The sequence below is a fragment of the Pseudomonas sp. P4_C3 genome (genome assembly GCF_056402075.1).
The window spans coordinates 14,326-39,148 of record NZ_JBFUIC010000002.1; the positions used below are offsets into that span (position 1 = coordinate 14,326).

Annotated in this window: 22 protein-coding genes and 4 pseudogenes; 11 read left to right on the plus strand and 15 right to left on the minus strand. The window is 60.0% G+C overall.

Annotated elements, in window-relative coordinates; all coding sequences use genetic code 11:
- Positions 1 to 3: 3 nt before the first annotated feature.
- Entirely contained in the window at positions 4 to 633 is a 630-nt protein-coding gene (locus AC1DVH_RS00530) for a LysE family translocator (protein ID WP_477752217.1), read from the minus strand.
- A gap of 144 nt (positions 634 to 777) precedes the next feature.
- Here AC1DVH_RS00530 and AC1DVH_RS00535 point away from each other — a divergent pair, with 144 nt between their 5' ends.
- Positions 778 to 1,251, plus strand: coding sequence for an Lrp/AsnC family transcriptional regulator (locus AC1DVH_RS00535; protein ID WP_085723574.1), 474 nt, complete (start codon positions 778 to 780; stop codon positions 1,249 to 1,251).
- Between the two features lie 111 nt (positions 1,252 to 1,362).
- Here the strand turns inward: AC1DVH_RS00535 and lpdA are convergent, their stop codons facing one another.
- A complete protein-coding gene (gene lpdA, locus AC1DVH_RS00540) occupies positions 1,363 to 2,763 on the minus strand; it encodes a dihydrolipoyl dehydrogenase (RefSeq protein ID WP_477752218.1) in 1,401 nt (466 codons plus the stop codon).
- A gap of 214 nt (positions 2,764 to 2,977) precedes the next feature.
- Between lpdA and hflK (AC1DVH_RS00545) the strand changes: the two genes are divergently transcribed.
- From hflK (AC1DVH_RS00545) to cfaB, 5 genes are all read left to right on the plus strand, one after another.
- Positions 2,978 to 4,936, plus strand: a complete 1,959-nt coding sequence (gene hflK / locus AC1DVH_RS00545) for a protease modulator HflK (protein WP_477752219.1) — start codon at positions 2,978 to 2,980, stop codon at positions 4,934 to 4,936.
- On the plus strand, positions 4,933 to 5,976 hold the full coding sequence (hflC, locus tag AC1DVH_RS00550) for a protease modulator HflC (RefSeq protein ID WP_477752220.1): 1,044 nt from the start codon (positions 4,933 to 4,935) through the stop codon (positions 5,974 to 5,976). The genes hflK (AC1DVH_RS00545) and hflC overlap by 4 nt, the downstream gene beginning before the upstream one ends.
- Positions 5,973 to 7,031, plus strand: coding sequence for a protease modulator HflK (hflK, locus tag AC1DVH_RS00555; protein WP_477752221.1), 1,059 nt, complete (start codon positions 5,973 to 5,975; stop codon positions 7,029 to 7,031). Before hflC ends, hflK (AC1DVH_RS00555) begins: the two co-directional genes overlap by 4 nt.
- Positions 7,028 to 8,938 carry a cation-translocating P-type ATPase gene (locus tag AC1DVH_RS00560; RefSeq protein WP_477752222.1) on the plus strand — a complete coding sequence of 637 codons (1,911 nt, stop codon included), beginning with the start codon at positions 7,028 to 7,030 and terminating at the stop codon, positions 8,936 to 8,938. The genes hflK (AC1DVH_RS00555) and AC1DVH_RS00560 overlap by 4 nt, the downstream gene beginning before the upstream one ends.
- Before the next feature lie 219 nt (positions 8,939 to 9,157).
- Positions 9,158 to 10,342 carry a C17 cyclopropane fatty acid synthase CfaB gene (gene cfaB / locus AC1DVH_RS00565; RefSeq protein ID WP_477752223.1) on the plus strand — a complete coding sequence of 395 codons (1,185 nt, stop codon included), beginning with the start codon at positions 9,158 to 9,160 and terminating at the stop codon, positions 10,340 to 10,342.
- Here cfaB and cls read toward each other — a convergent pair.
- Positions 10,339 to 11,778, minus strand: coding sequence for a cardiolipin synthase (gene cls, locus AC1DVH_RS00570; RefSeq protein WP_477752224.1), 1,440 nt, complete (start codon positions 11,776 to 11,778; stop codon positions 10,339 to 10,341). The two genes, cfaB and cls, sit on opposite strands and share 4 nt — an antisense overlap.
- Positions 11,779 to 11,910: 132 nt before the next feature.
- Here cls and AC1DVH_RS00575 point away from each other — a divergent pair, with 132 nt between their 5' ends.
- Positions 11,911 to 12,432 (plus strand): DUF3617 domain-containing protein, encoded by a 522-nt coding sequence (locus tag AC1DVH_RS00575; protein WP_223459046.1) that lies wholly within the window; start codon positions 11,911 to 11,913, stop codon positions 12,430 to 12,432.
- 84 nt (positions 12,433 to 12,516) lie between these two features.
- Here AC1DVH_RS00575 and AC1DVH_RS00580 read toward each other — a convergent pair whose 3' ends face one another.
- The 7 genes and pseudogenes from AC1DVH_RS00580 to AC1DVH_RS00610 form a co-directional block, all read right to left on the minus strand.
- A complete protein-coding gene (locus AC1DVH_RS00580; protein ID WP_477752225.1) occupies positions 12,517 to 13,395 on the minus strand; it encodes a His/Gly/Thr/Pro-type tRNA ligase C-terminal domain-containing protein in 879 nt (292 codons plus the stop codon).
- A 31-nt stretch (positions 13,396 to 13,426) separates the two neighbouring features.
- Positions 13,427 to 13,720 (minus strand): annotated as a pseudogene (locus AC1DVH_RS00585) (dihydroorotase); the annotation flags it as partial.
- Positions 13,715 to 13,885 (minus strand): annotated as a pseudogene (locus tag AC1DVH_RS00590) (carbonate dehydratase); the annotation flags it as partial. The pseudogenes AC1DVH_RS00590 and AC1DVH_RS00585, both read right to left, overlap by 6 nt.
- A pseudogene (locus AC1DVH_RS00595) lies at positions 13,882 to 14,346 on the minus strand (metal ABC transporter solute-binding protein, Zn/Mn family); the annotation flags it as partial. The pseudogenes AC1DVH_RS00590 and AC1DVH_RS00595, both read right to left, overlap by 4 nt.
- Before the next feature lie 53 nt (positions 14,347 to 14,399).
- A pseudogene (locus tag AC1DVH_RS00600) lies at positions 14,400 to 15,067 on the minus strand (metal ABC transporter ATP-binding protein).
- A complete protein-coding gene (gene folE2 / locus AC1DVH_RS00605) occupies positions 15,064 to 15,960 on the minus strand; it encodes a GTP cyclohydrolase FolE2 (protein ID WP_477752226.1) in 897 nt (298 codons plus the stop codon). Before folE2 ends, AC1DVH_RS00600 begins: the two are co-directional and overlap by 4 nt.
- Before the next feature lie 144 nt (positions 15,961 to 16,104).
- A complete protein-coding gene (locus tag AC1DVH_RS00610; RefSeq protein WP_477752227.1) occupies positions 16,105 to 16,482 on the minus strand; it encodes a glutamine synthetase in 378 nt (125 codons plus the stop codon).
- 142 nt (positions 16,483 to 16,624) lie between these two features.
- Between AC1DVH_RS00610 and zigA the strand changes: the two genes are divergently transcribed.
- Positions 16,625 to 17,830, plus strand: a complete 1,206-nt coding sequence (zigA, locus tag AC1DVH_RS00615) for a zinc metallochaperone GTPase ZigA (protein ID WP_477752228.1) — start codon at positions 16,625 to 16,627, stop codon at positions 17,828 to 17,830.
- 15 nt (positions 17,831 to 17,845) lie between these two features.
- On the opposite strand, the gene AC1DVH_RS00620 is transcribed toward zigA, so the two are convergent.
- Entirely contained in the window at positions 17,846 to 18,202 is a 357-nt protein-coding gene (locus tag AC1DVH_RS00620; protein WP_477752229.1) for an NADH:ubiquinone oxidoreductase, read from the minus strand.
- Between the two features lie 27 nt (positions 18,203 to 18,229).
- Here AC1DVH_RS00620 and AC1DVH_RS00625 point away from each other — a divergent pair, with 27 nt between their 5' ends.
- Positions 18,230 to 19,201 (plus strand): CobW family GTP-binding protein, encoded by a 972-nt coding sequence (locus tag AC1DVH_RS00625; RefSeq protein WP_477752230.1) that lies wholly within the window; start codon positions 18,230 to 18,232, stop codon positions 19,199 to 19,201.
- 4 nt (positions 19,202 to 19,205) lie between these two features.
- Here the strand turns inward: AC1DVH_RS00625 and AC1DVH_RS00630 are convergent, their stop codons facing one another.
- Positions 19,206 to 19,619: a DUF3301 domain-containing protein gene (locus tag AC1DVH_RS00630; RefSeq protein WP_056726805.1), complete on the minus strand. Its 414-nt coding sequence runs from the start codon at positions 19,617 to 19,619 to the stop codon at positions 19,206 to 19,208.
- A gap of 119 nt (positions 19,620 to 19,738) precedes the next feature.
- Here AC1DVH_RS00630 and pdxY point away from each other — a divergent pair, with 119 nt between their 5' ends.
- Entirely contained in the window at positions 19,739 to 20,611 is an 873-nt protein-coding gene (gene pdxY, locus AC1DVH_RS00635) for a pyridoxal kinase PdxY (RefSeq protein WP_477752231.1), read from the plus strand.
- Positions 20,612 to 20,769: 158 nt separating this feature from the next.
- Here the strand turns inward: pdxY and AC1DVH_RS00640 are convergent, their stop codons facing one another.
- On the minus strand, positions 20,770 to 21,252 hold the full coding sequence (locus AC1DVH_RS00640) for an acyl-CoA thioesterase (protein WP_046038855.1): 483 nt from the start codon (positions 21,250 to 21,252) through the stop codon (positions 20,770 to 20,772).
- Between the two features lie 286 nt (positions 21,253 to 21,538).
- Here AC1DVH_RS00640 and AC1DVH_RS00645 point away from each other — a divergent pair, with 286 nt between their 5' ends.
- Complete coding sequence (locus AC1DVH_RS00645; protein ID WP_477752232.1) at positions 21,539 to 23,302, plus strand: cation:proton antiporter; 1,764 nt, start codon at positions 21,539 to 21,541, stop codon at positions 23,300 to 23,302.
- 22 nt (positions 23,303 to 23,324) lie between these two features.
- Here AC1DVH_RS00645 and AC1DVH_RS00650 read toward each other — a convergent pair whose 3' ends face one another.
- Both AC1DVH_RS00650 and AC1DVH_RS00655 read right to left on the minus strand, forming a co-directional pair.
- On the minus strand, positions 23,325 to 23,732 hold the full coding sequence (locus AC1DVH_RS00650) for an SMI1/KNR4 family protein (protein WP_077430996.1): 408 nt from the start codon (positions 23,730 to 23,732) through the stop codon (positions 23,325 to 23,327).
- 206 nt (positions 23,733 to 23,938) lie between these two features.
- Entirely contained in the window at positions 23,939 to 24,817 is an 879-nt protein-coding gene (locus AC1DVH_RS00655; RefSeq protein WP_477752233.1) for a Tim44 domain-containing protein, read from the minus strand.
- Positions 24,818 to 24,823: the final 6 nt, after the last annotated feature.

Below are 24,823 nucleotides of genomic sequence, written 5' to 3' on the forward strand. Positions count from 1 at the left end.
GGTTCAAGCCTGTTGCACAAAGGTCAGCCGCACGGCGAAACCGATCAACAGGCTGCCGAACAACCATTGTTGCAGGCGCTGGGCTGAGGGGCTGCGTTGCAGCCAACGGCCGAGTGCCGCGCCGACCAGGGCGTAAGCGCTGTCGAACAGCAAACCGACACCGACCAGCACCACGCCTAATGCCGCAAATTGCCCGAGCACCGGCCCGGCCTGTGGGTTGATGAATTGCGGTAGCAGCACCGAGCAGAACAACAGTGCCTTGGGGTTGAGCAGGTTGGTCAACAGTCCGCGTCGAATGGCTGCGCCCCAGCGCGGTTTTTCGCCGGTTGTGTCAGTGCTGGTCAAGCTCGGCAGCATCGTGGTTCGCAGGCACTGAATGCCGATCCACAGCAAGTACGCGGCGCCTGCCAGGCGCACCACATCGAAGGTCCAGGGCGCAGCCTTGAACAGTGCTGCCAGCCCCAGTGCCGCCAATGCCACATGACAACCCCGGGCGATGCCCAGGCCCACGGCGGTGGCCAGCGCGGCGCCTTTGCCCTGGCGGGCACCGGTCTGCAACAGCAGGATCATGTCAGGCCCCGGCAACAGATAGACCACCGCCAGCGCCATGAAAAACAGCCAGAGCCCTTGCATGTTGCACCCCATTCGTTGTCGATTCGGTCGTGCCAGTCTAGGGCTGGAGGGTGGGGCAGGTGCTTGCGTTGTCAGCTTATGTCTGGCTCAGTATTGGCATCATCTGCCACTTTTTTCGCATGAACCATCGGGATCTGCCAAACCATGAAACTCGACGCCTACGACCGCAAGATTCTCGCCGCGCTGCAACGGGATGGCCGCCTGAGCAATGTGCAACTGGCAGACGAGATTGGCCTGTCGGCATCGCCTTGCTTGCGCCGGGTGCGGATGCTTGAAGAGGCGGGGGTTATTCGCGGCTACCAGGCCAATCTGGATCGCGACGAAGTGGGGTTGGGGCTGACGGTGTTTGTCGGGGTCAAGGTCGAGCGCCATAACGACGAACAAGCCGAAAGTTTTCGCCTGGCGGTGACGGCGTTGCCCGAGGTGATTTCGGCGTTTCTGGTGTCGGGGGAGTCGGATTTTCTGCTGCAGGTGGTGGTGCCGGACTTGCGTGCCTATGACCGCTTTCTCACCGGGCGCTTGTTGAAGTTGCCGGGAGTGAGTGATATCCGCAGCAATTTTGCGATTCATACGGTGAAGGCGCCGGGGGCGTTGCCGCTGGAGCATTTGCCGCTTTAGACCGAGTCGCCTGCATCGCGAGCAGGCTCGCTCCYACAGGTACAGCGCAAACCCTGTRGGAGCGAGCCTGCTCGCGATGGCGATCTATCTGTCACCCAATTCCTCGGGGCCTTACATCTGCGTCGCCATCCCCTCCACATTCATTGCCGCCTGACGCAAGGCCTCGGAGCGGGTCGGGTGTGGGTGGCAGGTCAGGGCGATGTCTTCGGCCGAGGCGCTGAATTCCATGGCCACGCAATACTCGCCGATCATTTCACTGACGCTCGGGCCGACCAGATGCACGCCGAGGACTTCGTCCGTGCGCTCATCGGCCAGCACTTTGGCGAAGCCTTCGGTTTCGTGGTTGATCTTCGCCCGGCTGTTGGCAGTGAAGGGAAACTTGCCGACCTTGTACGCCCGACCTTCAGCCTTGAGCTGCTCTTCGGTCTTTCCGACGCTGGCCAGCTCCGGTCTGGTGTAGACCACGCTGGGGATCAGGTCGTAATTGACCTCGCCCGCCTTGCCGACGATTTGCTCGACGCAAGCCATGGCTTCGTCCTCGGCCTTGTGCGCGAGCATGGGACCCGAGGTCACGTCGCCAATCACCCAGATCCCGGCGGCTTCGGTTCGATGTCCCTTGTTGGCGAGCATGCCGCGCTTGTCCGTCGCGAGGCCGACGTTCTCCAGGCCCAGGCCCTGTGTATAAGGTCGGCGCCCGATGGCCACCAGCACGTAATCGGCTTCCAGCAACTCGGCAGCACCGCCAGCGGCAGGCTCGACGCTGAGTTGCACGCCGGTGGCGGAGGTGGTGGCGCTGGTCACTTTTGAACTCAATTTGAAACTCAAGCCTTGCTTGCTCAGGGAACGCTGCAGGGTTTTGCCGGCTTCGATGTCCACGCCGGGACAAATCCGGTCGAGGAATTCGACCACCGTCACCTGCGCTCCCAGTCGCCGCCAGACCGAGCCCAGCTCCAGGCCGATCACGCCGGCGCCGATCACCACCAGATGCTTGGGCACCTCGGTCAGCGCCAGGGCACCGGTGGAGTCGAGGATGCGTTTGTTATCGATGTCCACGCCGGGCAGGGGCGTGGGCTCGGAACCGGTGGCAATGATGATGTCCCTGGCACTCAGTTCGGTCTTGCCGCCGGCGCTGTCGGTCACAGTGACTTTGCCCGGCCCGTCGATGTGGCCCCAGCCCTTGATCCAGTCGACCTTGTTCTTGCGGAAAAGAAACTCGATGCCCTTGGTCAGCCCGGTAACGCTTTCATCCTTTTGCTTCATCATCTGGGCGAGATTGAGGCTGGGTTTGACGTCGATCCCCAGGTTGGCGAATTCCGCACCCATGGCCGCGTCGTACAGTTCGGAGGCATGCAGCAACGCCTTGGATGGCATGCAACCGACGTTCAGGCAGGTGCCGCCGAGTGTGGCGCGTCCTTCCACGCAGGCCGCCTTCAGACCCAGTTGTCCGGCGCGGATCGCCGCGTTGTAACCGCCGGGGCCACCGCCGAGTATCACGACGTCATAAGTGCTCATGGATGTACTCCTGGATCGAAAGGGGAAGGGATGGGTAAAAGTAGTCACTGGATAAAATTACGAACGTAATATGTGCATTCTGTCGCATTTCGGTCAAGGCTTCAGGTAAGCGACAGGTTGGGCATCTTTAGATAGCGCGCCTGAATACGGAAATTTCACCATTTTCGTTATATCGTAACGAACTGCCCTGTAAGCGAAGACACTCTGGAGTGGTATGCAAGTCGATCTCGATGTTGATGAAACGCCGTTAGCCGGGTTGCCGCGCTTTCAGCAGGCGTTCATTCAAGGGCGGCGTTTGCGCCAGTTCGCCATCGGTGCGGGCGTACTTGCGACGGTGGGTGTGCTGCTGGCGTTGTTTGCCGGGCTGTTTACGTCGCAAACATTGTGGCCAGCGTTGCTGTTGAACCTGAGCATGGCGTTTGTCGTGTTGATGGCGGGTTTGCAATCGGCCTGGTGGGTAGCCCAGTGGCGTGCCCGCGCCATGAATCCCGTGGTGCCCGTGGTCGTTGTCGACGAGTCTGTCGCGCCTTCGGGATGGTATGAACGTTTGCTGGACCGGATCGGCCGGCAATCGCAGCACCTGCTCGGGCAAATCGGCGCGCCGACGCTTTCGCTTGGTGGCTGGGCATTATTGGCGGTATTGGGCGTCGAACAGGCCTGGAACCTTGCATTGCCCTCGGCAGCACTGGGCCTGGCGGCCACTGTCGGGGCGGCGTGCTCTTTGCTGTTGGCCTTCGGCATGTTGGTGATGGAGCGACATCTGGCGCAGGAAAACACCGCGCAATGGCCTGAAGCCGCCGCGTTGGCGCAATTGATTCGTGTGCTGATCATCAGCCTGGTACTTGGTGCCTTTTGTCTGTTGTTTGCCGATGAAACGTCGGTATGGCCCGTACGCCTGGCGGTTTTGATCGGGCTGCTGCCGGGGCTGGTGGCGGCAGAACTGTTGCTGCGTGCGCTGTTGTCATTGTTCAGCCCGCGCCGCGAACGCCTTGAGCCGGAGCTACTGGCGCGCAGCGTTGTCGCTGACATGCTGCGCTGGCCACCACAGCCATTGCTGGCGTTGCAGCACGAATTGCATAACCGCTTCGGCATCGATCTGCGGCAAATCTGGGCCTTCACTTATATGCGCCGGGCATTCCTGCCGGTGTTGGCGGTGGTTTCGCTGGTTGGCTGGTCGCTGACCGGCATTCACGAAATTGCCCTGCAAGGGCGTGGCATCTACGAGCGATTCGGCAAGCCAGTGGAGGTGTTCGGCCCAGGTTTGCATATGGGTTTGCCTTGGCCATTGGGCCGGGTGTTGAGCGTCGAAAATGGCGTGGTTCACGAGTTGGCCACCAGTGTTGGCGAAACCTCGGCCCCCGCTCAGGCCGACCCCGCCGAAGGCCCGGCCCCGGCAATTGCCAATCGTTTGTGGGACGCCAGCCATGTGAACGACAAATCCCAGGTGATTGCCAGCAGCCGAGCCGACAAGCAGAGTTTTCAGATCGTCAACATGGACGTGCGCTTCGTCTATCGCATTGGCCTGACCGATCAGGCGGCGTTGGCCGCGACCTATAACAGTGCCGATGTGCCGATGTTGATTCGCAGCACCGCCAGCCGAATCCTGGTTCACGACTTCGCTTCGCGCACCCTCGACGGTTTGCTGGGCGAGGACAGGGTAGGGCTGGCCGAAGAAATCGGCCGCGCCGTCCAGGCTGACTTGCGAAAGCTCGACAGTGGCGTGGAAATTCTCGCCACGGTGGTCGAGGCGATTCACCCTCCGGCCGGTGCAGCCAACGCCTATCACGGCGTGCAAGCGGCGCAGATAGGTGCGCAAGCCTTGATCGCCCGTGAACGCGGCGCCGCTGCCGAGGCCACCAACCAGGCGCAGTTGCAGGCCAGCATCGCCCGCGATCAGGCGACGGCCAGCGCCCGAGAGATCAATGCAGGCGCCCAGGCGGCGGACCTGAAATTCAACGCCGAGCAAAAAGCCTATGCCAGCGCTGGCCAGGCCTTCGTGCTGGAGCAGTATTTCAGCCAGTTGTCCCAGGGTTTGGCCAACGCCAAATTGCTGGTTCTCGATCATCGACTGGGCGGCAGCAGCAATTCGCCGACCATCGACCTCCGTACGTTCACGCTGCCGGTTGACCCTGCGCCGTCGCGTAAAACCGCTCAGCCAGGAGCTGCCAATTGAGCCAGTCCCATACTCATGATCACGATGACCACGCCGGCCACGATCACGGCCATGGCGGGCATCACCACCACGGCCATCACCATCATCACCACGGCGATCCTCAGGAGGCCGGACCGTTTCCATGGCGCCGTATGGGTTGGGCTGCATTGCTGGTGGCGTTTGCGGTCGCTGCCGCGAGCCTGGTGCAGGTGCGTTCGGGGGAAGCCACAGTGATCACACGCTTCGGCAATCCATCGCGAGTTTTGCTGGAACCGGGACTGGGCTGGCGTTGGCCGGCACCGTTCGAGGCGGCGATCCCGGTGGATCTGCGGTTGCGCACCACGTCCAGCGGTTTGCAGGATGTCGGCACCCGGGACGGTTTACGCATCATCGTTCAGGCCTACGTGGCTTGGCAGGTGCAGGGTGATTCGGACAACGTGCAACGTTTCATGCGCGCGGTGCAGAACCAACCCGATGAAGCTGCGCGGCAGATCCGCACCTTTGTCGGCTCCGCACTGGAAACCACCGCCAGCAGTTTTGATTTGGCGAACCTGGTCAATACCGATGCCAGCCAAGTACGCATCGCCGATTTCGAAGCACAACTGCGCAAGCAAATCGATCAGCAGCTGCTCACCACTTATGGCGTGCGCGTGTTGCAGGTCGGTATCGAACGATTGACGCTACCTTCGGTGACGCTCACCGCGACTGTCGACCGGATGCGCGCCGAGCGTGAAACCATCGCTACTGAACGTACGGCGATCGGCAAGCGTGAAGCCGCGCAAATTCGTTCCGCCGCCGAACGTGATGCGCGGATCGTGCAGGCCGATGCCACAGTGAAAGCGGCAGATATCGAAGCGCAATCGCGTGTCGAAGCGGCGCAGATTTATGGTCGTGCCTATGCTGGATCACCGCAGCTCTACAACCTGCTGCGCTCGCTCGACACCTTGGGAACGGTGGTGACGCCGGGGACCAAGTTGATTCTGCGCACCGACGCCGCACCATTCCGCGTGTTGGTTGACGGTCCGCCGAGCCTCGACAACAAATCCGGATCGCAGCCATGAGTTTGGTTCCACGTGGAACAAATGAGTTGAGTAGCCCCTGGATTCAGGCCGGGCGCTTGGCATTTATTGCCCTGTATGCGGTAACGGTGTTGGCGGCATTGGCGTGGGCGTTTTCCAATGTGCGGCAGATCGATCCGCAAAATCGCGCGGTGGTTTTGCATTTCGGCGCGCTGGATCGCATTCAGAATGCCGGGCTGTTATTGGCCTGGCCTCAACCCTTCGAGCAGGTGATTTTGTTGCCAGCGGCAGATCGGGTGATCGAGCGTCGAGTGGACAGTCTGTTGCGCAGTGGTACCGCGATGCAGGCAGATCGCGTGGCCAGTTTTGCCACGCCCATCAGCGATGCCCTCGCAGGCTCCGGCTATCTGTTAACGGGTGATGCCGGTGTGGTGCAACTCGATGTGCGGGTTTTCTACAAAGTCACCGAGCCCTATGCGTTCGTGCTCCAGGGCGAACACGTGTTGCCGGCGCTGGACCGACTGGTAACCCGCAGTGCGGTTGCGCTCACGGCCGCACGGGATCTGGACACTATCCTGGTTGCTCGCCCGGAATTGATCGGCGCCGATAGCCAGGCGGCTGAAAGACGCGAGCGCTTGCGTGGTGATCTGGTGCAGGGCATCAATCAACGGCTGGCCGAACTCACTGCAACCGGGCAAGGCTTGGGGATCGAAGTGGCGCGGGTCGATGTGCAATCGAGTCTGCCCAGTCCTGCGGTGAACGCTTTCAACGCGGTACTGACGGCCAGCCAGCAAGCCGATAAGGCTGTCGCCAATGCGCGCACCGAGGCGGAGAAGCTGACGCAGACCGCCAACGAGCAAGCCGACCGTACGCTGCAAGTGGCCCATGCCCAGGCGAGTGAACGACTGGCCAAGGCGTCGGCTGATACGGCCACCGTGTTAAGCCTGGCCAAGGCACAACAACAAGGTACCGACCCGCAAATGCTGCTGCGGATTTACCGCGAGCGGATGCCGAAAATTCTCGGTCAGGCCGGATCGGTCACGACGATTGATCCCAAAGACGATTCCCGCCTGATCATTCAGGGAGCTGCACAATGACCGCTCAAACCGCCGCCGGGCCGAGCCTGCTGTCTTCGGCCGAACAGCGCCGCGCTGCGCGCCAGTTGACCCTGGCCATGCTCGCATTGGGCCTGCTTGCGCTGGGCCTGATCTGGCGTTGGCTTGCGCCGGAGCAGACTGGCGTCAGTCAGCTGCTGCTGGGTTTTGCGTCACTGCTGGTTGCCGTGCCGGTCATGCGCTCGGCCTGGTACAGCTTGCGATATCCGAGCCTGCACGGCATCACCGATCAATTGATTGCCCTGGCCATGCTGGGTGCCTGGGCCACCGGGGATCTGCTGACGGCGGCGTTGTTGCCGATCATCATGATTTTCGGTCACGTGCTGGAAGAGCGTAGCGTGATCGGTTCCCAGGAAGCGATTCACGCCCTCGGCAAACTGACCCGCAGCCACGCGCGCAAGATTCAGGCGGACGGCTCCATCATTGAAGTCGACAACGGCACACTCAAAGCTGGCGATCTGGTCGAGGTGCGAGCCGGTGACCGAGTGCCGGCGGATGGCCGGGTGTTGTCCGGTCAGGCCAGTCTCGACACTGCTTCCATTACCGGCGAGTCGGTACCGATGGAGGCGGGCGTCGGCATGTCGGTGTTCGGTGGCGCAATTAACCTCGACGGTTTGCTGCGAATCAAAGTGACCCGTACCGGCCATGAGTCGACCCTCGGCAAAGTCATCGCCCTGATGCAAAACGCCGAGCGCTCGAAGCCGCCGATCACTCGTCTGCTGGAGCGTTACGCCGGCAGTTATATGGTGCTGGTCTTGCTGCTGGCCGCTGTGACCTGGTTCATCACCAACAATGCGCAAGCGATGCTCGCGGTGTTGGTGGCGGCCTGCCCTTGTGCGTTAGTGTTGTCGGCACCGGCCACGGCGATTGCCGGAGTGGCAGTGGCGGCGCGTCACGGCATTCTGATCCGCAGCTCCGCGTTCCTTGAAGAGTTGGCGGACCTGACCTCGCTGGTGGTCGACAAAACCGGGACGCTGACATTCGGCACCCTGCGCCTGCAATCCATCGACAGTCCGCTGGTAGATCGCAGCAATGTCCTGAAGCTCGCCGCCAGCCTCGGCTCGGCCAGCAGTCACCCGGTCAGCCGTGCGCTCGCGGGGTTGGTGACCCAGGAGCATTTCCTGCTGCTTTCCGACATTCGTGAACGCCAGGGCCTCGGTGTGGTGGCGATGACCGGGCAGGGCGAAGCGGCACTCGGCCGGCCGGAGTTGTTCGCGCAACTGGGCATCAGTACGACGGCGGTTCCCGATCACGACGGTCCTATTGCCGGGCTGGCGCTCAACGGGGAGTTTCTTGCGTGGCTGTTGCTGGCTGACAGCGTCAAACCCGAGGCGCAGTTTGCCTTGGGTGAGTTGCGTGATCTGGGGTTGGGTCGTCAGTTGTTGCTCACCGGTGACCGGCACAGCGTCGCGCAAACGCTGGCCCGGGATGTCGGGATCAGTGACGTCGAAGCGCAAGCCTTGCCCGAAGACAAACTGAACCGCGTGCTCAAGGAAATCGACAGCGGCTTCCGGCCGATGGTGGTCGGCGATGGTATCAACGACTCCCTGGCCCTCAAGGCTGGTGTGGTGGGGGTGGCCATGGGCGCCGGTGGTGCAGACATCGCCCTGGCATCGGCGGACATCGTGCTGATCGGCAGTGACCTGCGCCGCCTCGGCACCTGCGTGCGCCTGAGTCGTCAGTGCCGCCAGACGTTGCAGGTCAATGTGATCATCGGACTGGGCTGGACCCTGGCGATCGTAGCCTTCGCCGCGTTCGGCTGGCTTGGCGCTGCCGGGGCGATGATTGCGGCGTTGCTGCATAACCTCAGCACCTTGCTGGTGTTGGGCAATGCCGGTCGTTTGCTGCGGTTCCAGGAGCCGTTGCTCAAGCTCAAGGACGAAACCTGAAGGCGAACGCTCTAAACCGGGTAATCACGGGGCTTCAACTTTTTAGAACTGTGCGCCCGGTTCGTAGTCATTGAAGATGAGGGCACATCATTTTTGTGCGTTCGCGGCGGCAGGTGTAGGCATCGCGATTCATTGAAAACGGCTATTGATTCGATAGCCAGCTATTTTTCAAAGATGGTCTACCCTCTGTTTAGACGTCTGAAACAAGGGGGATTCTCCATGCTCGCGCATCTTCCACCGGCCTTACAGAATCTGCAGCTACCGCTTCGCCTGAGACTCTGGGATGGCCATGAATTCAATCTGGGGCCGACACCCAGTGTCACGATTGTGGTCAAGGACCCACAAATGGTCACCCAGTTTACCCATCCAAGCCTGGATGCCCTTGGCGCTGCGTATGTCGAAGGCAAACTGGAACTGGAAGGCTCCATCAGCGATGTGATCCGCGTCTGCGATGAATGGAGCCAGGCGTTGCTGGATGAAAGCGACGACAATCAGCCGGTTCGTAGCGCCCACGACAAAGAGATGGACGCCAAGGCGATTTCCTACCACTACGACCTTTCCAACGCGTTCTATCAGCTGTGGCTCGACAGCGACATGGCGTATTCCTGCGCTTACTTCGAGACGGGCAGCGAAACCCTCGAACAGGCCCAGCAAGCCAAGTTCCGTCACCTGTGCCGCAAGCTGCGCCTGCAGCCCGGTGAATACCTGTTGGATGTGGGTTGCGGATGGGGCGGATTGGCGCGTTTTGCGGCGCGAGAATTTGGCGCGAAAGTGTTCGGTATCACCCTCAGCAAGGAACAGTTGGACCTGGCCCGGGAACGTGTAAAAGCGGAGGGCCTGGAGGACCTGGTCGAACTGCAACTGCTCGACTATCGCGATCTGCCGCAGGATGGCCGTTTCGACAAGGTTGTCAGCGTCGGCATGTTCGAACACGTTGGCCACGCCAATCTGGCCGAGTACTGCAAGACCTTGTTCGGCGCGGTGAAAGAGGGCGGCCTGGTGATGAACCACGGGATCACCGCCAAACACATTGACGGTCGTCCGGTGGGACGTGGTGCCGGAGAATTCATCGAGAAATATGTGTTCCCCAACGGCGAGTTGCCGCACCTGTCGATGATCTCAGCGGAGATCAGTGACGCCGGGCTGGAAATCGTCGATGTCGAGAGTTTGCGCCTGCACTACGCTCGCACGCTCGATCACTGGAGCGAACGCCTGGAAGACAACCTCGAAGCGGCCTCCAGACTCGTACCGGAACAAGTCCTGCGCATCTGGCGGCTGTACCTGGCTGGTTGCGCCTACGCGTTCGCTCGCGGCTGGATCAACCTGCATCAGATTCTCGCGGTGAAGGCCCACGCCGATGGCAGTCATGAACTGCCATGGACCCGTGACGATATCTACCTCTAGAGAATCGGTGAAATCAGCCGGGCGACCCGCATGCCGACCTGCTGCAGGCGGCGGGTCTCCTGGCCTTCTTCTTTGGCGATTTCGTGGGCGTTGGCAAAGTCATCGTTGAGCATCTGTTCCACCTCGGCGGCGAACGCGCGGTCGACGGTCAGCAACATCACTTCGAAATTCAGCCGGAACGAACGGTTGTCCAGGTTGGCGCTGCCGATGGCGCTGATTTCGCTGTCGATCAGCACCACTTTCTGGTGCAGGAACCCGGGTTGGTAACGGAACACCCGCACTCCGGCGCGCACCGCTTCGAAGGCATAGAGGCTGGAGGCGGCATAGACGATTCGATGGTCGGGCCTGGACGGCAACAGCAGGCGCACATCCACACCGCGCAGTACCGCCAGGCGCAAAGCTGCGAATACGGCTTCGTCGGGGATGAAGTACGGGCTGGTAATCCACACCCGTTTCGTCGCCGCATGGATGGCCTCGACAAAGAACAGTGAACAGGTTTCGTAGGCGTCTGCCGGCCCGCTGGCGAGCAACTGGCACAGCACGCCGTCTTCCGGATAAACCTCGGGCAGGATCAGCAGCGGCAGTGCACGAGCCGCCCAGAACCAGTCTTCGGCGAAAGACTCCTGCATGCACGCCACCACCGGCCCGCGCACTTGCACGTGGGTATCGCGCCAAGGGGCCAGGGGTGGTTTCTCGCCCATGTATTCGTCACCGACGTTGTGCCCGCCGACGAAGCCGAGAATGCCGTCCACCACCACGATCTTGCGGTGGTTGCGGAAGTTCACCTGAAAGCGATTGAGCCAGCCACTGCGGGTGGCGAAGGCTTTGACCTCGACCCCGCCATCACGCAAGGCCTGTACGTAGCCGTGGGGCAGGGAGTGACTGCCGATTCGGTCATACAACAGGTAAATCGCCACGCCCTCGGCGGCTTTCTTCAACAGCAGGGTTTGCAGGCGTTGGCCGAGGCGGTCGTCGTGAACGATGAAAAACTGGATCAGCACAGCTTCTTTCGCCTGGCTGATGGCCTCGAAAATGGCCTCGAACGTGTTCTGACCGTTGATCAAGAGACGCATTTGGTTGTTGGCCAGGCAGGGCATGTGTCCGAGCTTGAGCATCGCTCTGAGTGAGGCGTATGCAGAGGAAGCACGGGCGGTGAGCGCTTCTTCTACCCAGGGTCGCCAGTTGAGTTCGGAAACAGCCTTGCGCATTTCTTCGTTGGCCTGCCGCCGGGCCTTGATGTAGCCATCGAAGGTACTGCGGCCGAACATCAGGTACGGGATCAGCGTGAAGTAAGGGATGAAAAACAGCGACAGCGCCCAGGCGATCGAGCCTTGAGCGGTACGGACGGTCAATACGGCATGTATGGCTGCGATCATGCCCAGCGAGTGCAACAGGGCGATGGTATAACCGAAAATATGCGGTCCGAAATAATCCATGGGGGCTGCCTTGCTCCTGAAGATTCAGTGCTTAACAGACCATGTTCCGTGCAGAATGTCGCTAATTAATTGGCCCATGAACCGAAGCGCGCGGCTGACGTCTAACGGCCACTACTGATCAGGAGTTACTCGATGAACGTTCGTCTGCTGGGTTTGGCCATGGCACTGGGTTTGGCACTTCCTGTGGCGGCTCACGCGCAAATGCTGCAACCAGGATTGTGGGAGCTGACTACGAGCAACATGAAGGTCGATGAACAGAATATGCCGGACCTGCAATTGATCCTCGGTCAGCTCCAGAGCCAGATGACCCCTGAGCAGCGTGCACAGCTGGAAAAACAGGGCATCACTATGGGCGGTAAAGGGGTCCGGGCGTGCCTGACCCCGGAGCAAGTCAAGACCGATAACATTCCGCTGACCGATCCGCAGTCGGGCTGCAAGCAGGAAATCACCGACCGCTCCGGCAATCAGTGGAAATTCCGTTTCAGCTGCCCGAGAGCCCAGGGTGCGGGCGTGGCGACATTCCTCAGTGATCGCGAATTCACCACCAAGGTCAACGGGACGTTCAACGCCACCGGCATTCAGCAGAAGGGCAGCCTCGAATCCCGCGCCGTCTGGTTGGGACAGGATTGCGGCACGGTGAAGCCAAGAGCTTAAAAGAGCTTCGCGAGCACAGCTCCCACATTGATTGTGCGTTCTCTGTGGGAGCGAGCCTGCTCGCGAAAGCGTCCGCACAGCTCCCTAAATCCCCGGCCGACTCAACCATTCACACGCCGCCTCGACAGGCATCCGGCCAAAATCTTCCCCCGTGCGGCTGCGCACACTGACAAATCCCCCAGCTTGTTCTTTCTCGCCCACCACCACCAGATACGGCACGGTCTGGCTGTGCTGGCGAATCTTGTAGTGAACTTTTTCGTTACGCAGGTCGGCCCTGGCGCGCACGCCCCGTTGGCGCAAGGATTCGGTCACCGCTTGTGCATAAGTCGCCTGGCGATCATCCATGCTCACAACGACCACGAGGGGTGGAACGCACCACTGTTGCAGTTCCTGATGGCTGGACCAGCAGGTGCCGTAGATCCGTTGTTGTAACGTGCCGTTGATGTGGTCGAGGGTAAACGCCTGCAAGACTTTGGTGGTGGGGACATGCGGTCCATGGCTCTGGTACTCGGTGTCCCCCAGCCGGTACAGCGAGACCTCTTCGCGCGGTTGCCGACGACGGATCGAGTGATTGGTCGCTGCCAGTGATTGCATGCGCGCTTCGATGAGGGGCAGGTCTGCCGCGGTCAGCGGTGGCTCGACGGCAAACTCGTAAAAGAAACCGTCGCCCAATTCCTTGCCCGCACGCATTTGCGCATGCGGGTGGAGTTGCTTGACCGCCATCGCCAGCATCAAGGCACAGGAGCGGCGCAAGATCTCCAGGCCGTCCGGCTCCCGGGGGGTGACAATGCTGACCCGGGCATCCGCCTCGATCATGTATTCACAGTCCACCAGCACACCATTGACTCGGCCCGCTACAGCCGCGCTGGCCAGTTCGGGGCCGATGCTGGCGGCCACCTCGTGCACGGACAGCGGCTGGTCGTACTCAAGCAATGAACCGTCGGATAGGGTGATCTGGATCATGGTCGGCGTACTCAGGTGCTTCTAACGAGCGTTATCGCATAAACCGTAGGGGCAAACCCTGGCAGTTGTCATTAAGACGTTTGTCGCGCCAGGCAAGTTGCCCCGACACGATCGTGGTTCTGACACTGTGCCGAAAGCTGCAGCGGGCGAAGGGTGTCCAGCCGCATTGCGACAGGATCGGTTGCGTGGAAACGGCAACGCCGCCGGGTTCGGGTTTGATCAGCATCAGATCTGCCCAATAGCCTTCTCGAAGATAACCGCGATCGGGAATGGCGAATAGATCGGCGACACGGTGGCTGGTTTTGGCCACCAGTGTAGTGATCGGCGGCATGTCGCCTGAGTCATCGACGTCGTCAGCGCGGATCACGGCGTAGGGACCGACGAACACGTTCTCGCCGATCACCACTTTGCCGCAGATGATCGCCGTCTTGTCGACGTAGGCCGACTCGGCAGTCAGCGGTAAATCTCCGGAAGGGTTCTGGCGGATCATGGCTGGCTCAACGCGTTGTACAGGGTGTTGAGGTTGTACTCGAACAACCCGGTGAAGGTACTGGCCGGACCGCTCGCCGCGAGGGCATTGGAGTACAGCGTGCCGCCGATCTGCGCGCCGCTTTCATCGGCGATTTGCTTGAGCAGGCGGGCGTCCTTGATGTTTTCCATGAACACCGCCTTGACCTTGGCCTGACGAATCTGGGTGATCAGTGCGGCCACTTCGGCGGCTGAAGGTTCGCGCTCGGTGGAGAGACCTTGAGGCAACATGAACTCGATGCCGTAGGCCTGGCCGAGATAAGCGAAGGCGTCATGGGACGTCACGATCTTGCGGTTGCCCGGTGGCAGTGAGCCGAGCTTGGCCTTGGCTTCGGCGAGCAGGGCGTAGATCTGTGTCAGGTACGCCTTACTGTTGCGCTCATAGTCGGCTGTGTTCGCCGGGTCAGCGGCGATCAGCGCCCGACGCATGAAGACGAACTCCTGGAACGGTTGCCAAAGATGCGCGGCAGCGATCATCAGGCCACCTGTGCCTGTGGTTGTTGGCGGATCAGTTCGGTGCTCGGGCCGAATACACAACCGCTTTGTTTGATCAGCAACGTTTGTGGGATGTGTTCGCGGACTGCGGCGAGGTCATGGCACACGACCACCAGTGTCCGGCCTTCGAGGTGCCAATCGTGTATGTGCTTCCAGAGCAATGCCTGGCCGAGTTCATCGAGGGCTGTGTGGGGTTCATCGAGCAGCAGCAAAGACGCGTCTGTCAGGCTCAATCGGGCGAGCAGGGCGCGTTGCAATTCACCGCCGGAGAGGGCCATCAAGGGTCGATCTTCCAGGCCGTTCAGGCACCAGTGATGGAGGACGGTTTTCAGTCGTTGGCTACGAATCTCCGATGACTGTTTGTTGCCCCAGAAACCGGCGGCGACCAATGCCTGAAGACTGATTGGAAATTGCCTGTCCAGGTGTTGTTGCTGGGGCAGGAACGACACACCGCTCTTGAGTGGAACACTCAGTAGCACCTTTCCAGCCAACGGTTTTTGCAAGCCAGCGATGACCTTCAATAGGCTGCTTTTTCCGGAGCCGTTCGCACCGATAATGGCGGTCAGGCTGCCCTTCGACAGTTCGAAGTCCAGCGCGGGTGTGAGTGGCTGCCCCGGTACGCCCAGCGCAAGGCGTGGCAAGCAATCATGCGACCTCCCAGTTGAAACGGCTTTCGGCTACGGCGTCATGGGCGTGCAGGCTTTCGGCGTGGGTGACTCGAATGTGGAAGGCGTTGATGCCTGTGGAGCACTTCAGGGCCAGATTCAAACGGCGTGCGGCATCCTCGCAGAACATCAGGTTCTGACCATTGGCGAGGGCGAAGGCCTGTTCGTCGGCGCGTTTTACCGCTGTTTGAACGGCTGTGCCGAGTGCGGCTTCGGCATCGTTGATGACGGCAATCAGAGGCAACTCATCCAAAAAATCAGCCAGCCGTACGCGCAACTTGGCGCTGCTGCGTTGGCTGTGAGGCGTGGCAACGATGCCGTTCGTGGAGCCGAGCCACGCTAAAACATCGGCGTGTTGCAGTGGCTTGTTGGCGAAATCATCGACGAATTGCTGCTGAATCAGCTGTCGAGAAAGCGCTGCGGAACATGGGCAAGTTGAGGAATAAGGCACATCGATTTTTAGTTCCACGTGGAACATCGCGTTTTTCAAACGTGCTTCGAGGGTGACGGGATAGCTTTTCCAGCCAGCCAGTGGACTGATCAGCGCCGGCCTTTTCAGCAACAAATCGGCGTGAAGGGTTAAGTGAGCACTGTTGGAAAGCCCGTCATGACTCTCAAGAAAACGCTGCAAAACCCGCCGCAATAAAGCAGGAGAAAGGTTTTCCTGCTCCAGCAATTCAAGCGCCAGATAGAGCCGTGACATGTGAATGCCGCGCGCGTTGCCATCGTCGAGGCTCACGCCGGCATCGACCTTTGCATTCAATCGTTGGCCATCAAACAAAACAGGTAGAGCAATGCCGCACATGCCCACCCACTCCAGTGGCAGGGCTTGGCGTGAGGCCTGCGCGGCGATATCCGGCAGAGTCAGCGCATTCATGAGCAGATCCATCGTGGGAGTTGATTTTTAATGTTATATCATAACTATGCAATCGACGATGTCTTTTCATGAGCAGGCTTTCATCATGCACAGACGCCACTTGCTCAGCCTGATTTCACGCCTTTAACGGAAAAACAAAGAGGATTAACAGCCAGTGAACCGGCTGCAGGTGAACCTGGCGCTGCTGCCGCCAGAGCTGGAAAACCGGTTGATGGTGGTCCAGCCGACGCGCTGGTTGTAGCCAACCCAGGCCTCGCCGTCGGAAGCGATACCGGTGAAAAACACAAGCTGGCCGTAGCGGCTGTTGGTCTGCGCCCAATAGCGTTTTCCGGCCGTTTCGAAACCCCGCAGGTAGATGATGCTGCCGGCGGTGTTGACGCTGTAGGCGTTGCCATCCGCATCCACACAGGCCAGCAGGTTGGCGCTACGGGTGCATCTGGCCAGGCTCGGGACCTGGGCCATAGCGTCGGCAGCCACCAGCAGGGAAAGCATGATCAATGCAGGTTTAAGGGCGTTGCGCATGGGCTTTCTCACGAAGGGCGCGGCGTTCAGCATCCTGTCCTTTGCCCTGCCGGGCAAGAGGGGATGGCTTATTTGTGTTGTTACAGTATAACATTATATAAGCCCGACACCGCGACCGGGCATCCCTGTGAGGAATATGCAGATGTCCAATCGACTCCCCGTGACCGTTCTCTCCGGCTTTCTAGGCGCCGGAAAAAGTACACTTCTTAATTACATACTACGTAATCGCGATGGATTGCGAGTTGCAGTCATCGTTAACGATATGAGCGAAATCAACGTCGATGGCACCGAAGTCCAGCGTGATGTCAGCCTAAATCGGGCTGAAGAACGGTTGGTGGAGATGAGTAACGGGTGTATTTGCTGTACGTTACGTGAAGACTTGCTGGAGGAGGTGAGTCAACTCGCCAGGGAGGGTCGCTTCGACTATCTGCTGATCGAGTCCACCGGTATTTCCGAACCGCTGCCGGTGGCGGAAACCTTCACCTTCCGCGATGAAAACGGCCAGAGCCTCAACGACATCGCACGTCTCGACACCATGGTCACGGTGGTCGATGGCATGAACTTCCTGCTCGATTACCAGGCTGCCGAAAGCCTGGCTTCCCGAGGAGAAACACTTGGGGAAGAAGACGAGCGTTCAATTACCGATCTATTGATCGAGCAAGTCGAGTTCGCCGATGTGATTTTGCTCAGCAAGATCGACTTGATCAGCCGCCACCAACGCGAAGAACTGATCGCCATACTTGAACGGCTCAACGCCCGGGCGGAAATCATTCCGATGGCGATGGGCGAAATCCCTTTGAACAAGATTCTCAACACCGGTCGTTTTGACTTCGAAAAGGCTGCCCAGGCACCGGGATGGTTGCAGGAACTGCGCGGCGAACACGTACCGGAGACCGAAGAGTACGGCATCGCTTCCAGTGCTTACCGGGCTCGCCGGCCGTTCCATCCGCAGCGTTTCTTCAACTTCATCGACGGTCCTTGGGACAACGGCAAGCTGCTGCGCTCCAAGGGCTTTTTCTGGCTGGCGAGCAAGCACATGGACGCCGGCAGTTGGTCTCAGGCCGGTGGTTTGATGCGCTATGGTTTTGCCGGGCGCTGGTGGCGTTTCGTACCGAAAAACCAATGGCCGCAGGACGAAGAAAGTACCACCGGGATCATGAAAAACTGGACCGCCGACAGCGGGGATTGTCGCCAGGAACTGGTGTTCATCGGCCAGAACATCGACTTCACGCAACTCACGGCCGAGCTGGACACCTGCCTGCTGACCGATGAGGAAATGGCGCTGGGCGTAGAGGGCTGGCGTTCGCTGCCTGATCCATTCGGCCCTTGGTATGAAGAGGCCGCCTGATCCACTACTGGCGCTTCAAGGCTTGAGCCAGGTGCCCTGGCTCTGGGCCTCGCAGTACGGCTGCAAATACGCCGTGTCGGTGGCAACGCCGTAATAGTGAATATCCTGTCGGTAGGGCATATTGGCGACTTGGGCGTTGCTGCAGATACCAAATGCGCCGCCGGGGCATTGATCGACATACTGCACTTCGACTTTCTGCCCCGCCAGGTTCGGCTGGCAGAAGCCATCGGCAAAGAGCTTTGGCGGGATGTTGCGGTTCTGCTGGCAAAGCTGGACGTCAAGCCGCTCACCCTGGCTGTGAACCACACACGCCTGGGCCAGTGCCTCGCCTGAAACGAGTGCCAGGAGCAACGACAAGCCGATCAACCGCATCCACCACCTCCTCAGAAATCATCAACCATGCTGCAGAATATCCCCACTCATGTCATTGCCGGCCCGTTGGGCGCCGGCAAGACCAGCCTGATCAAGCACCTGCTGGCCCAGCGCCCGGCTGGCGAGCGGTGGGCGGTGTTGATCAACGAGTTTGGCCAGATCGGTCTCGACGCTGCGCTACTGACCCGGGACGCCGATGGTATCGCACTGGGGGAAGTGGCCGGTGGCTGCTTGTGTTGCGTCAACGGTGCGCCGTTTCAGATTGGTCTTGGGCGCTTGTTGCGCAAGGCGCAACCGGATCGGCTGTTCATCGAACCCTCGGGGCTGGGGCATCCGGCGCAGTTGCTCAGGCAATTGAGTGAGGCGCCGTGGCAAGGCGTGTTGGCTGTTCAGCCTTGTGTGCTGGTGTTGGATGCCCAGTTGCTCGCCGCTGGCAAACCGCTGCCGGATGTTCAACAGCAAGCGCTGGGCCATGCGGGATTGCTGCTGTTGAACAAGTCTGAAGGTCTCGACGAAGACAGTCGCCAGCGAATCGCCGGACAATTGCCGCCGCTCCCCCTGTGCTGGACGCAACAGGCGGCTTTACCCTTGAGCGAATTGCCGGGGCTGAATGCCAAGGCGCTGGCAGGTGTGGATAACTTCGCCTTGCCCAAGGGATTGGCGCAGTTGCCGGCGGTCTGGAGCGATCCTGCGTTGCCCATTTGCTTGAGCCAGGAACAGGAAGGAGGCTGGAGCATCGGATGGCGTTGGCACGCAAGCCAGGTGTTTGATGCCGCTCTGGTTGGTCGGTGGCTTGAAAGCCTTGCCTGGAGGCGGGCGAAGCTGGTTATCCACAGCGCCCACGGCTGGGTTTCGGCGAACGCGGTGGATAACTCGGTGCTGCACTGGCAGCCCAGTGAATGGCGGCAGGACTCGCGTATCGAGCTGATTTTCAGTGAGGCGCAGAATGCAGAACGACTGCAGCGTGAGCTGGCAGCGTGCCGCCCCGGATCGTGTTAACGGCTCAAGGCCGCCACTTGGTATGGTCCTGACGCCACTGGCTCAGCTCGATCACTTCCGCGCGAGGTTTCGCCACGTCGACCACTGGTTCGGTTTCGTCGAACGGGACCGGGTAGGGCGCCAGCTCAATCTGTGCACTGTGAGCGCCGAACTGGGTGATGGTGCCGTTGTGCCGGCTTTCACCGGTCACAGTGAATTCGAAGTTGTACACACGGGCCAGGCGTCGCCGACCACTGGCATCCTTGATGAACGCGATTCTTTTCAAGGCCACGTTGCCGTCCAGCAATTCGATCCCGAGTTTGCCGCAATGCTGCTTGACCCGCTCCAGCGCGCGCTCGCGCAAGCCGTGGTTGTGCCATAGCCATGCGCCGGCAGTGGCGAACAGCATCAGCACGAATATATTTCCAAGGGTCAGCATCAACAGGGTGCTCCAACAAGATAGTGTCAGCTTAACTGCGTCGCTGGTCTGTCGTACAGGCTGCGTTTAGTCGCATACTGCGCGGCTAGAATTTCAATCGTTTTACGGAAATCCACCGCATGAAACGTACTCCGCATTTGCTCGCTATCCAGTCCCACGTGGTATTCGGTCACGCCGGCAACAGCGCCGCGGTTTTCCCGATGCAACGGGTCGGGGTGAATGTCTGGCCGCTCAACACCGTGCAGTTCTCCAATCACACCCAGTACGGTCAGTGGGCCGGTGAGGTGCTGGCGCCGCACCAGATCCCCGACCTGGTCGAGGGTATCGCGGCGATTGGCGAGTTGGGTAACTGCGATGCGGTGCTCTCCGGTTACCTCGGCAGTGCGGCCCAGGGTCGGGCGATCCTGACTGGTGTGGCGCGGATCAAGTCGATGAATCCCAAGGCGCTGTACCTGTGTGACCCGGTCATGGGGCATCCGGAGAAGGGCTGCAGTGTTCCGGCGGAGGTCAGTGATTTCCTGTTGGAAGAGGCCGCCGCCGTGGCGGACTTCATGTGTCCGAACCAGCTGGAGCTGGACAGCTTCTCCGGGCGCAAGCCGCAATCGCTGTTCGATTGCCTGGCCATGGCACGTGCATTGTTGGCGCGCGGCCCGAAAGCAGTGCTGGTCAAGCATCTGGACTATCCCGGTAAACCGGCGGAGGTCTTTGAGATGCTGCTGGTGACGGCCGAAGGCAGCTGGCACTTGCAGCGTCCGCTGCTGGCGTTCCCGCGTCAGCCGGTGGGCGTGGGCGATCTGACGTCCGGGCTGTTCCTGGCGCGTGTGTTGTTGGGTGACAGCCTGGTGGCAGCTTTCGAGTTCACGGCGTCGGCGGTGCATGAAGTGCTGCTGGAAACCCAGGCGTGTACCAGCTACGAGTTGGAACTGGTCCGGGCCCAGGACCGGATTGCCCATCCGCGGGTGCGGTTCGAGGCGACCTCGATCAGCCTCTGATCTGGCGTTGACGCCAATCGTCGGATCGCCGCCCGGAGCAAGCCCGCTCCCACAGGTTTTGCTGTGTTGCACAAAGAGTGCTTACAACTTGAATCCCTGTGGGAGCGGCGGTGCGACGATTCGACTTGCCCGCGATGGCGATTGAACGATCGAACACGTCAGACGTCGCCCTTGATCTCCTGATAGCGCTTTTCCGACTCCTGACGAATCTGCCGACGCTGTTGAGCCTGCATATAGCGGCGCTTGTCCTCGCTGTTCTGCGGTTGCAGCGGTGGTACCGATGCAGGTTTACGCTGGTCATCCACCGCGACCATGGTGAAGAAGCAACTGTTGGTGTGGCGCACCGAGCGTTCGCGGATGTTCTCGGTCACCACTTTGATGCCCACCTCCATGGAGGTGTTGCCGGTGTAGTTGACCGAGGCGAGAAAGGTCACCAGTTCGCCGACATGGATCGGCTCACGGAAAATGACCTGATCCACCGACAGGGTCACCACATAGCGGCCGGCATAACGGCTGGCGCAGGCGTAGGCCACTTCGTCGAGGTATTTGAGCAGGGTACCGCCGTGAACATTGCCAGAGAAGTTGGCCATGTCAGGGGTCATCAATACCGTCATCGACAGCTGGGCGTTTCCGGGTTCCATAGCATTCTCACGGGTCAAGGCCAGGTTTGAGGGATGCACCTCTGCGGGTGCCTCAGCGGTTTTTTCAAACCAACAGTTATCGGGACGCCGGGTGCGGAGTCGCCGTCACGCCGGAACGATCTGTTTCCATATATTGCACCGCCTTTCTGTCAGAAGTCGCGGTGTTACCCTGCAAAAAGCCTTGCCTCAAGGGCATTTCCTACGTGCAATTCCGATTTTTGTTCTGCTCGATCAGACTTTTCCTGCTTCCGGGGATCGAGCAATACCATCCAGGGAGTCTCACGCCATGCATGCCATCAGTTTCATTCAGGATCTGGCAGTGATCATGTTGATCGCAGGCGTGGTAACCGTACTCTTCCATCGGCTGAAACAACCGGTAGTGCTGGGCTACATCGTCGCCGGTTTCATCATTGGCCCGCACACTCCGCCATTCGGCCTGATCCACGACGAAGAAACCATCAAGACCCTGGCCGAACTCGGAGTGATATTCCTGATGTTCTGCCTGGGCCTGGAGTTCAGCCTGCGCAAGCTGTTCAAGGTTGGGGCCACGGCATTCATCGCGGCGTTCCTGGAAATCGTGCTGATGATCTGGATCGGCTACGAAATTGGCCGCTGGTTTGACTGGAACACCATGGATTCACTGTTCCTCGGCGCGATCCTGGCGATTTCCTCGACCACCATCATCGTCAAGGCGCTCAATGATCTGAAGTTGAAGAACGAGCGATTTGCCCAGTTGATATTCGGAGTGCTGATCGTCGAAGACATTCTGGGCATCGGCATCATCGCGCTGCTGTCCAGCATAGCGGTCAGCGGTACGGTCAGCTCCGGCGAAGTGTTTTCCACGGTCGGCAAGTTGTCGCTGTTCATGATCGTCGCATTGGTCATCGGCATCCTGATGGTGCCGCGCTTGCTGGCCTACGTGGCCAGATTCGAGAGCAACGAAATGCTGCTGATCACGGTGCTGGGCCTGTGTTTTGGCTTCTGCCTGCTGGTGGTCAAGCTTGAATACAGCATGGTCCTCGGGGCATTCCTGATTGGCGCAATCATGGCTGAATCCCGGCAACTGCTGAAAATTGAACGACTGATTGAACCGGTTCGCGATCTTTTCAGTGCGATTTTCTTTGTGGCCATCGGGCTGATGCTCGATCCGGCGATCCTGCTTCAGTACGCCTGGCCAATCGCCGTCATTACCGTAGCCGTAGTGCTCGGCAAGATGCTGTCCTGTGGCCTTGGTGCATTTATCGCCGGCAATGACGGACGCACCTCGCTGCGTGTCGGGATGGGTCTTTCACAGATTGGCGAATTCTCTTTCATCATCGCGGCACTGGGCATGACGTTGCAGGTTACCAGTAACTTTCTGTACCCCGTGGCTGTGGCGGTTTCGGTGATCACGACCTTGCTGACGCCTTATCTGATTCGTGCGGCTGATCCATTGTCGATCAAGCTTGCCGGCGCCATGCCAGACCGCCTGGGACGGGTGTTGGGGATGTACGGCGAATGGCTGCGTAGCATCCAGCCTCAGGGTGAGGGCGCGTTACTGGCATCCATGATTCGCAGGATTTTGCTGCAGGTTGGAGTCAATCTGGCGCTCGTGATCGCGATCTTCTTCTCGGGGGCGTACTTCGCCGAACGCATGTCGGCTTACCTGCAAGGCTGGATCAGCGATCCGAGCTGGCAAAAGGCGTTGATCTGGGGTGGGGCGCTGCTGTTATCGCTGCCGTTTTTGATTGCGGCGTACCGCAAGCTAAAGGCACTGTCGATGTTGTTGGCGGAAATGGGCGTGAAGCCGGAGATGGCCGGGCGCCACACGCAGCGAGTGCGCCGGGTGATCGCCGAAGTGATCCCGATCCTGTCGCTGCTGGTGATCTTTTTACTGCTGGCAGCCTTGTCGGCCAGTATTCTGCCGACCAACAAGTTGCTGGTACTGATCGCCGTGGTCGCGGCCGCCGTGGCGGCACTGCTGTGKCGCTGGTTCATTCGTGTGCATACGCGGATGCAGGTGGCGTTGCTGGAAACCCTCGACAATCACAAGGAGTCGTCCGGGCATTGACCACCCAGCGGCGTTGACTGGATCAGCTTTCCAGCCAGACGTCCCGCGCCCAGTGCCACACCGACTCCCAGGTTTCTTCGGCGATGAGCTCTTCTTCAGCTTGCCAAAGCACCACGGTGCCGTCTTCTTCGACCAGATAGTAGTCGTCTCCGTCCTGGCAAATCGGAATCATGCTGCGATCGACACCGGCGTCCCAGGCGTTGGCAGCAACGTCGGGCAGGTAGGTGTGGGATTGAGGGTCGGTCACGGTGACCGGTTCCAGGCTGCCGTAGACCACGTCGCTGACGGTCAGCAGAAACTCTCTGAAGACAAACGGAATGTCGATGAACAATTGTTCTTCGATTTCGACCAGCAGGTCTTCGTCAGGCAATTCCAAGGGGACCGGTACCGGTTCGTTGGCTTCACGCAGTTGTTCGATGATTTCTTCCACGTCCGGGATCCTCTTGCTTGTATGGCGCGGTTTATATGGGGCGGTTTATACAGTAGCTTGCTATAGATGCAACCGCGAAATAGAAAACCCCGGCCTGAGCCGGGGTTTTGTTTACAGCAGGTGAAGTTCTGTCCGGAACGTGCCTGCGCGTCGATCATACGGCGTTAAAAACAGGCTCGGCACCTTCCGAATAGAACTACGCGGGATCAGCCGTTCTGGCGGATACCGGCTACCAGCCAAGGCTGGTTTTCGCCCTGTGCACGTTCCATGTTCCAGCTTTCGCTGAAGACTTCACCCTGGTCGAAACGCGAGGTTTTCGACACGCCAGTGAAAGTCAGGGTGGCGATGGTCTTGTCGGCGCGATCGTCCACACCGTCCAGCTGTACATTGAGGTTGTCGATGTAGGTGGACTGGAAACCGTCGCCCAGGTCAGCACGCTCACGCTTGAGGAACTCCAGCATTTGCGGGGTCACGAACTCGGCGATCTTGTCCATTTCGTTGGCGTCCCAGTGCTGTTGCAGGGACTGGAAGTGATTGCGCGCCGCTTCGACGAAGTTTCTTTCATTGAACCAGGCTGGCGCGTTGATCACTGGACGAGTGGCAACAGGCGCTGGCGATCCACCGAAGATCGAACCGCCGGCGGGCTTTTGTTCGAATGCCTCACGTTGCATCGGTGCGTGGCCGGCCGGAGCGTAGTGCTCTTGCTGCTTGCGACGACGGGCGGCGATAAAGCGGAAGATCAGGAACGCAATGACCGCCATGATCAGGATGTCGAAGATCTGCATGCCCTGGAAGCCGCCACCCATGAACATGGAGGCCAGCAGGCCGCCGGCCGCGATACCGGCCAGAGGGCCGAGCCAGCGCGAAGCGCCACCGGCCTTGGCAGCGGCGCCAGCGGCACCGGCAGCACCAGCGGTCGCCGCAGCGCCGCCCATGCCTGGAGAAGAAGGAGCCATCTGGCTGGTCTGGTGTGTCGGCGCAGCGCCGGCGCTTTTGCCACCACCGAAGCGCTTGGCGGCATTGACGTCGAGACTCATCGTCAGGCCGATGCACAACGCCATGGCGATGCTAAGAAAACGTTTCATAAAGGG

Coding starts and splice junctions, on each gene's coding strand:
- AC1DVH_RS00625 (WP_477752230.1), top strand. CDS start 18,230: ATGCTGCAGAATATCCCCACTCATGTCATTGCCGGCCCGTTGGGCGCC.
- AC1DVH_RS00575 (WP_223459046.1), top strand. CDS start 11,911: ATGAACGTTCGTCTGCTGGGTTTGGCCATGGCACTGGGTTTGGCACTT.
- folE2 (WP_477752226.1), bottom strand. CDS start 15,960: ATGAATGCGCTGACTCTGCCGGATATCGCCGCGCAGGCCTCACGCCAA.
- lpdA (WP_477752218.1), bottom strand. CDS start 2,763: ATGAGCACTTATGACGTCGTGATACTCGGCGGTGGCCCCGGCGGTTAC.
- AC1DVH_RS00630 (WP_056726805.1), bottom strand. CDS start 19,619: ATGCTGACCCTTGGAAATATATTCGTGCTGATGCTGTTCGCCACTGCC.
- AC1DVH_RS00655 (WP_477752233.1), bottom strand. CDS start 24,817: ATGAAACGTTTTCTTAGCATCGCCATGGCGTTGTGCATCGGCCTGACG.
- AC1DVH_RS00640 (WP_046038855.1), bottom strand. CDS start 21,252: ATGGAACCCGGAAACGCCCAGCTGTCGATGACGGTATTGATGACCCCT.
- AC1DVH_RS00535 (WP_085723574.1), top strand. CDS start 778: ATGAAACTCGACGCCTACGACCGCAAGATTCTCGCCGCGCTGCAACGG.
- AC1DVH_RS00560 (WP_477752222.1), top strand. CDS start 7,028: ATGACCGCTCAAACCGCCGCCGGGCCGAGCCTGCTGTCTTCGGCCGAA.
- zigA (WP_477752228.1), top strand. CDS start 16,625: ATGTCCAATCGACTCCCCGTGACCGTTCTCTCCGGCTTTCTAGGCGCC.
- AC1DVH_RS00620 (WP_477752229.1), bottom strand. CDS start 18,202: ATGCGGTTGATCGGCTTGTCGTTGCTCCTGGCACTCGTTTCAGGCGAG.
- cls (WP_477752224.1), bottom strand. CDS start 11,778: ATGGATTATTTCGGACCGCATATTTTCGGTTATACCATCGCCCTGTTG.
- AC1DVH_RS00610 (WP_477752227.1), bottom strand. CDS start 16,482: ATGCGCAACGCCCTTAAACCTGCATTGATCATGCTTTCCCTGCTGGTG.
- AC1DVH_RS00530 (WP_477752217.1), bottom strand. CDS start 633: ATGCAAGGGCTCTGGCTGTTTTTCATGGCGCTGGCGGTGGTCTATCTG.
- cfaB (WP_477752223.1), top strand. CDS start 9,158: ATGCTCGCGCATCTTCCACCGGCCTTACAGAATCTGCAGCTACCGCTT.
- pdxY (WP_477752231.1), top strand. CDS start 19,739: ATGAAACGTACTCCGCATTTGCTCGCTATCCAGTCCCACGTGGTATTC.
- AC1DVH_RS00580 (WP_477752225.1), bottom strand. CDS start 13,395: ATGATCCAGATCACCCTATCCGACGGTTCATTGCTTGAGTACGACCAG.
- hflK (WP_477752219.1), top strand. CDS start 2,978: ATGCAAGTCGATCTCGATGTTGATGAAACGCCGTTAGCCGGGTTGCCG.
- hflK (WP_477752221.1), top strand. CDS start 5,973: ATGAGTTTGGTTCCACGTGGAACAAATGAGTTGAGTAGCCCCTGGATT.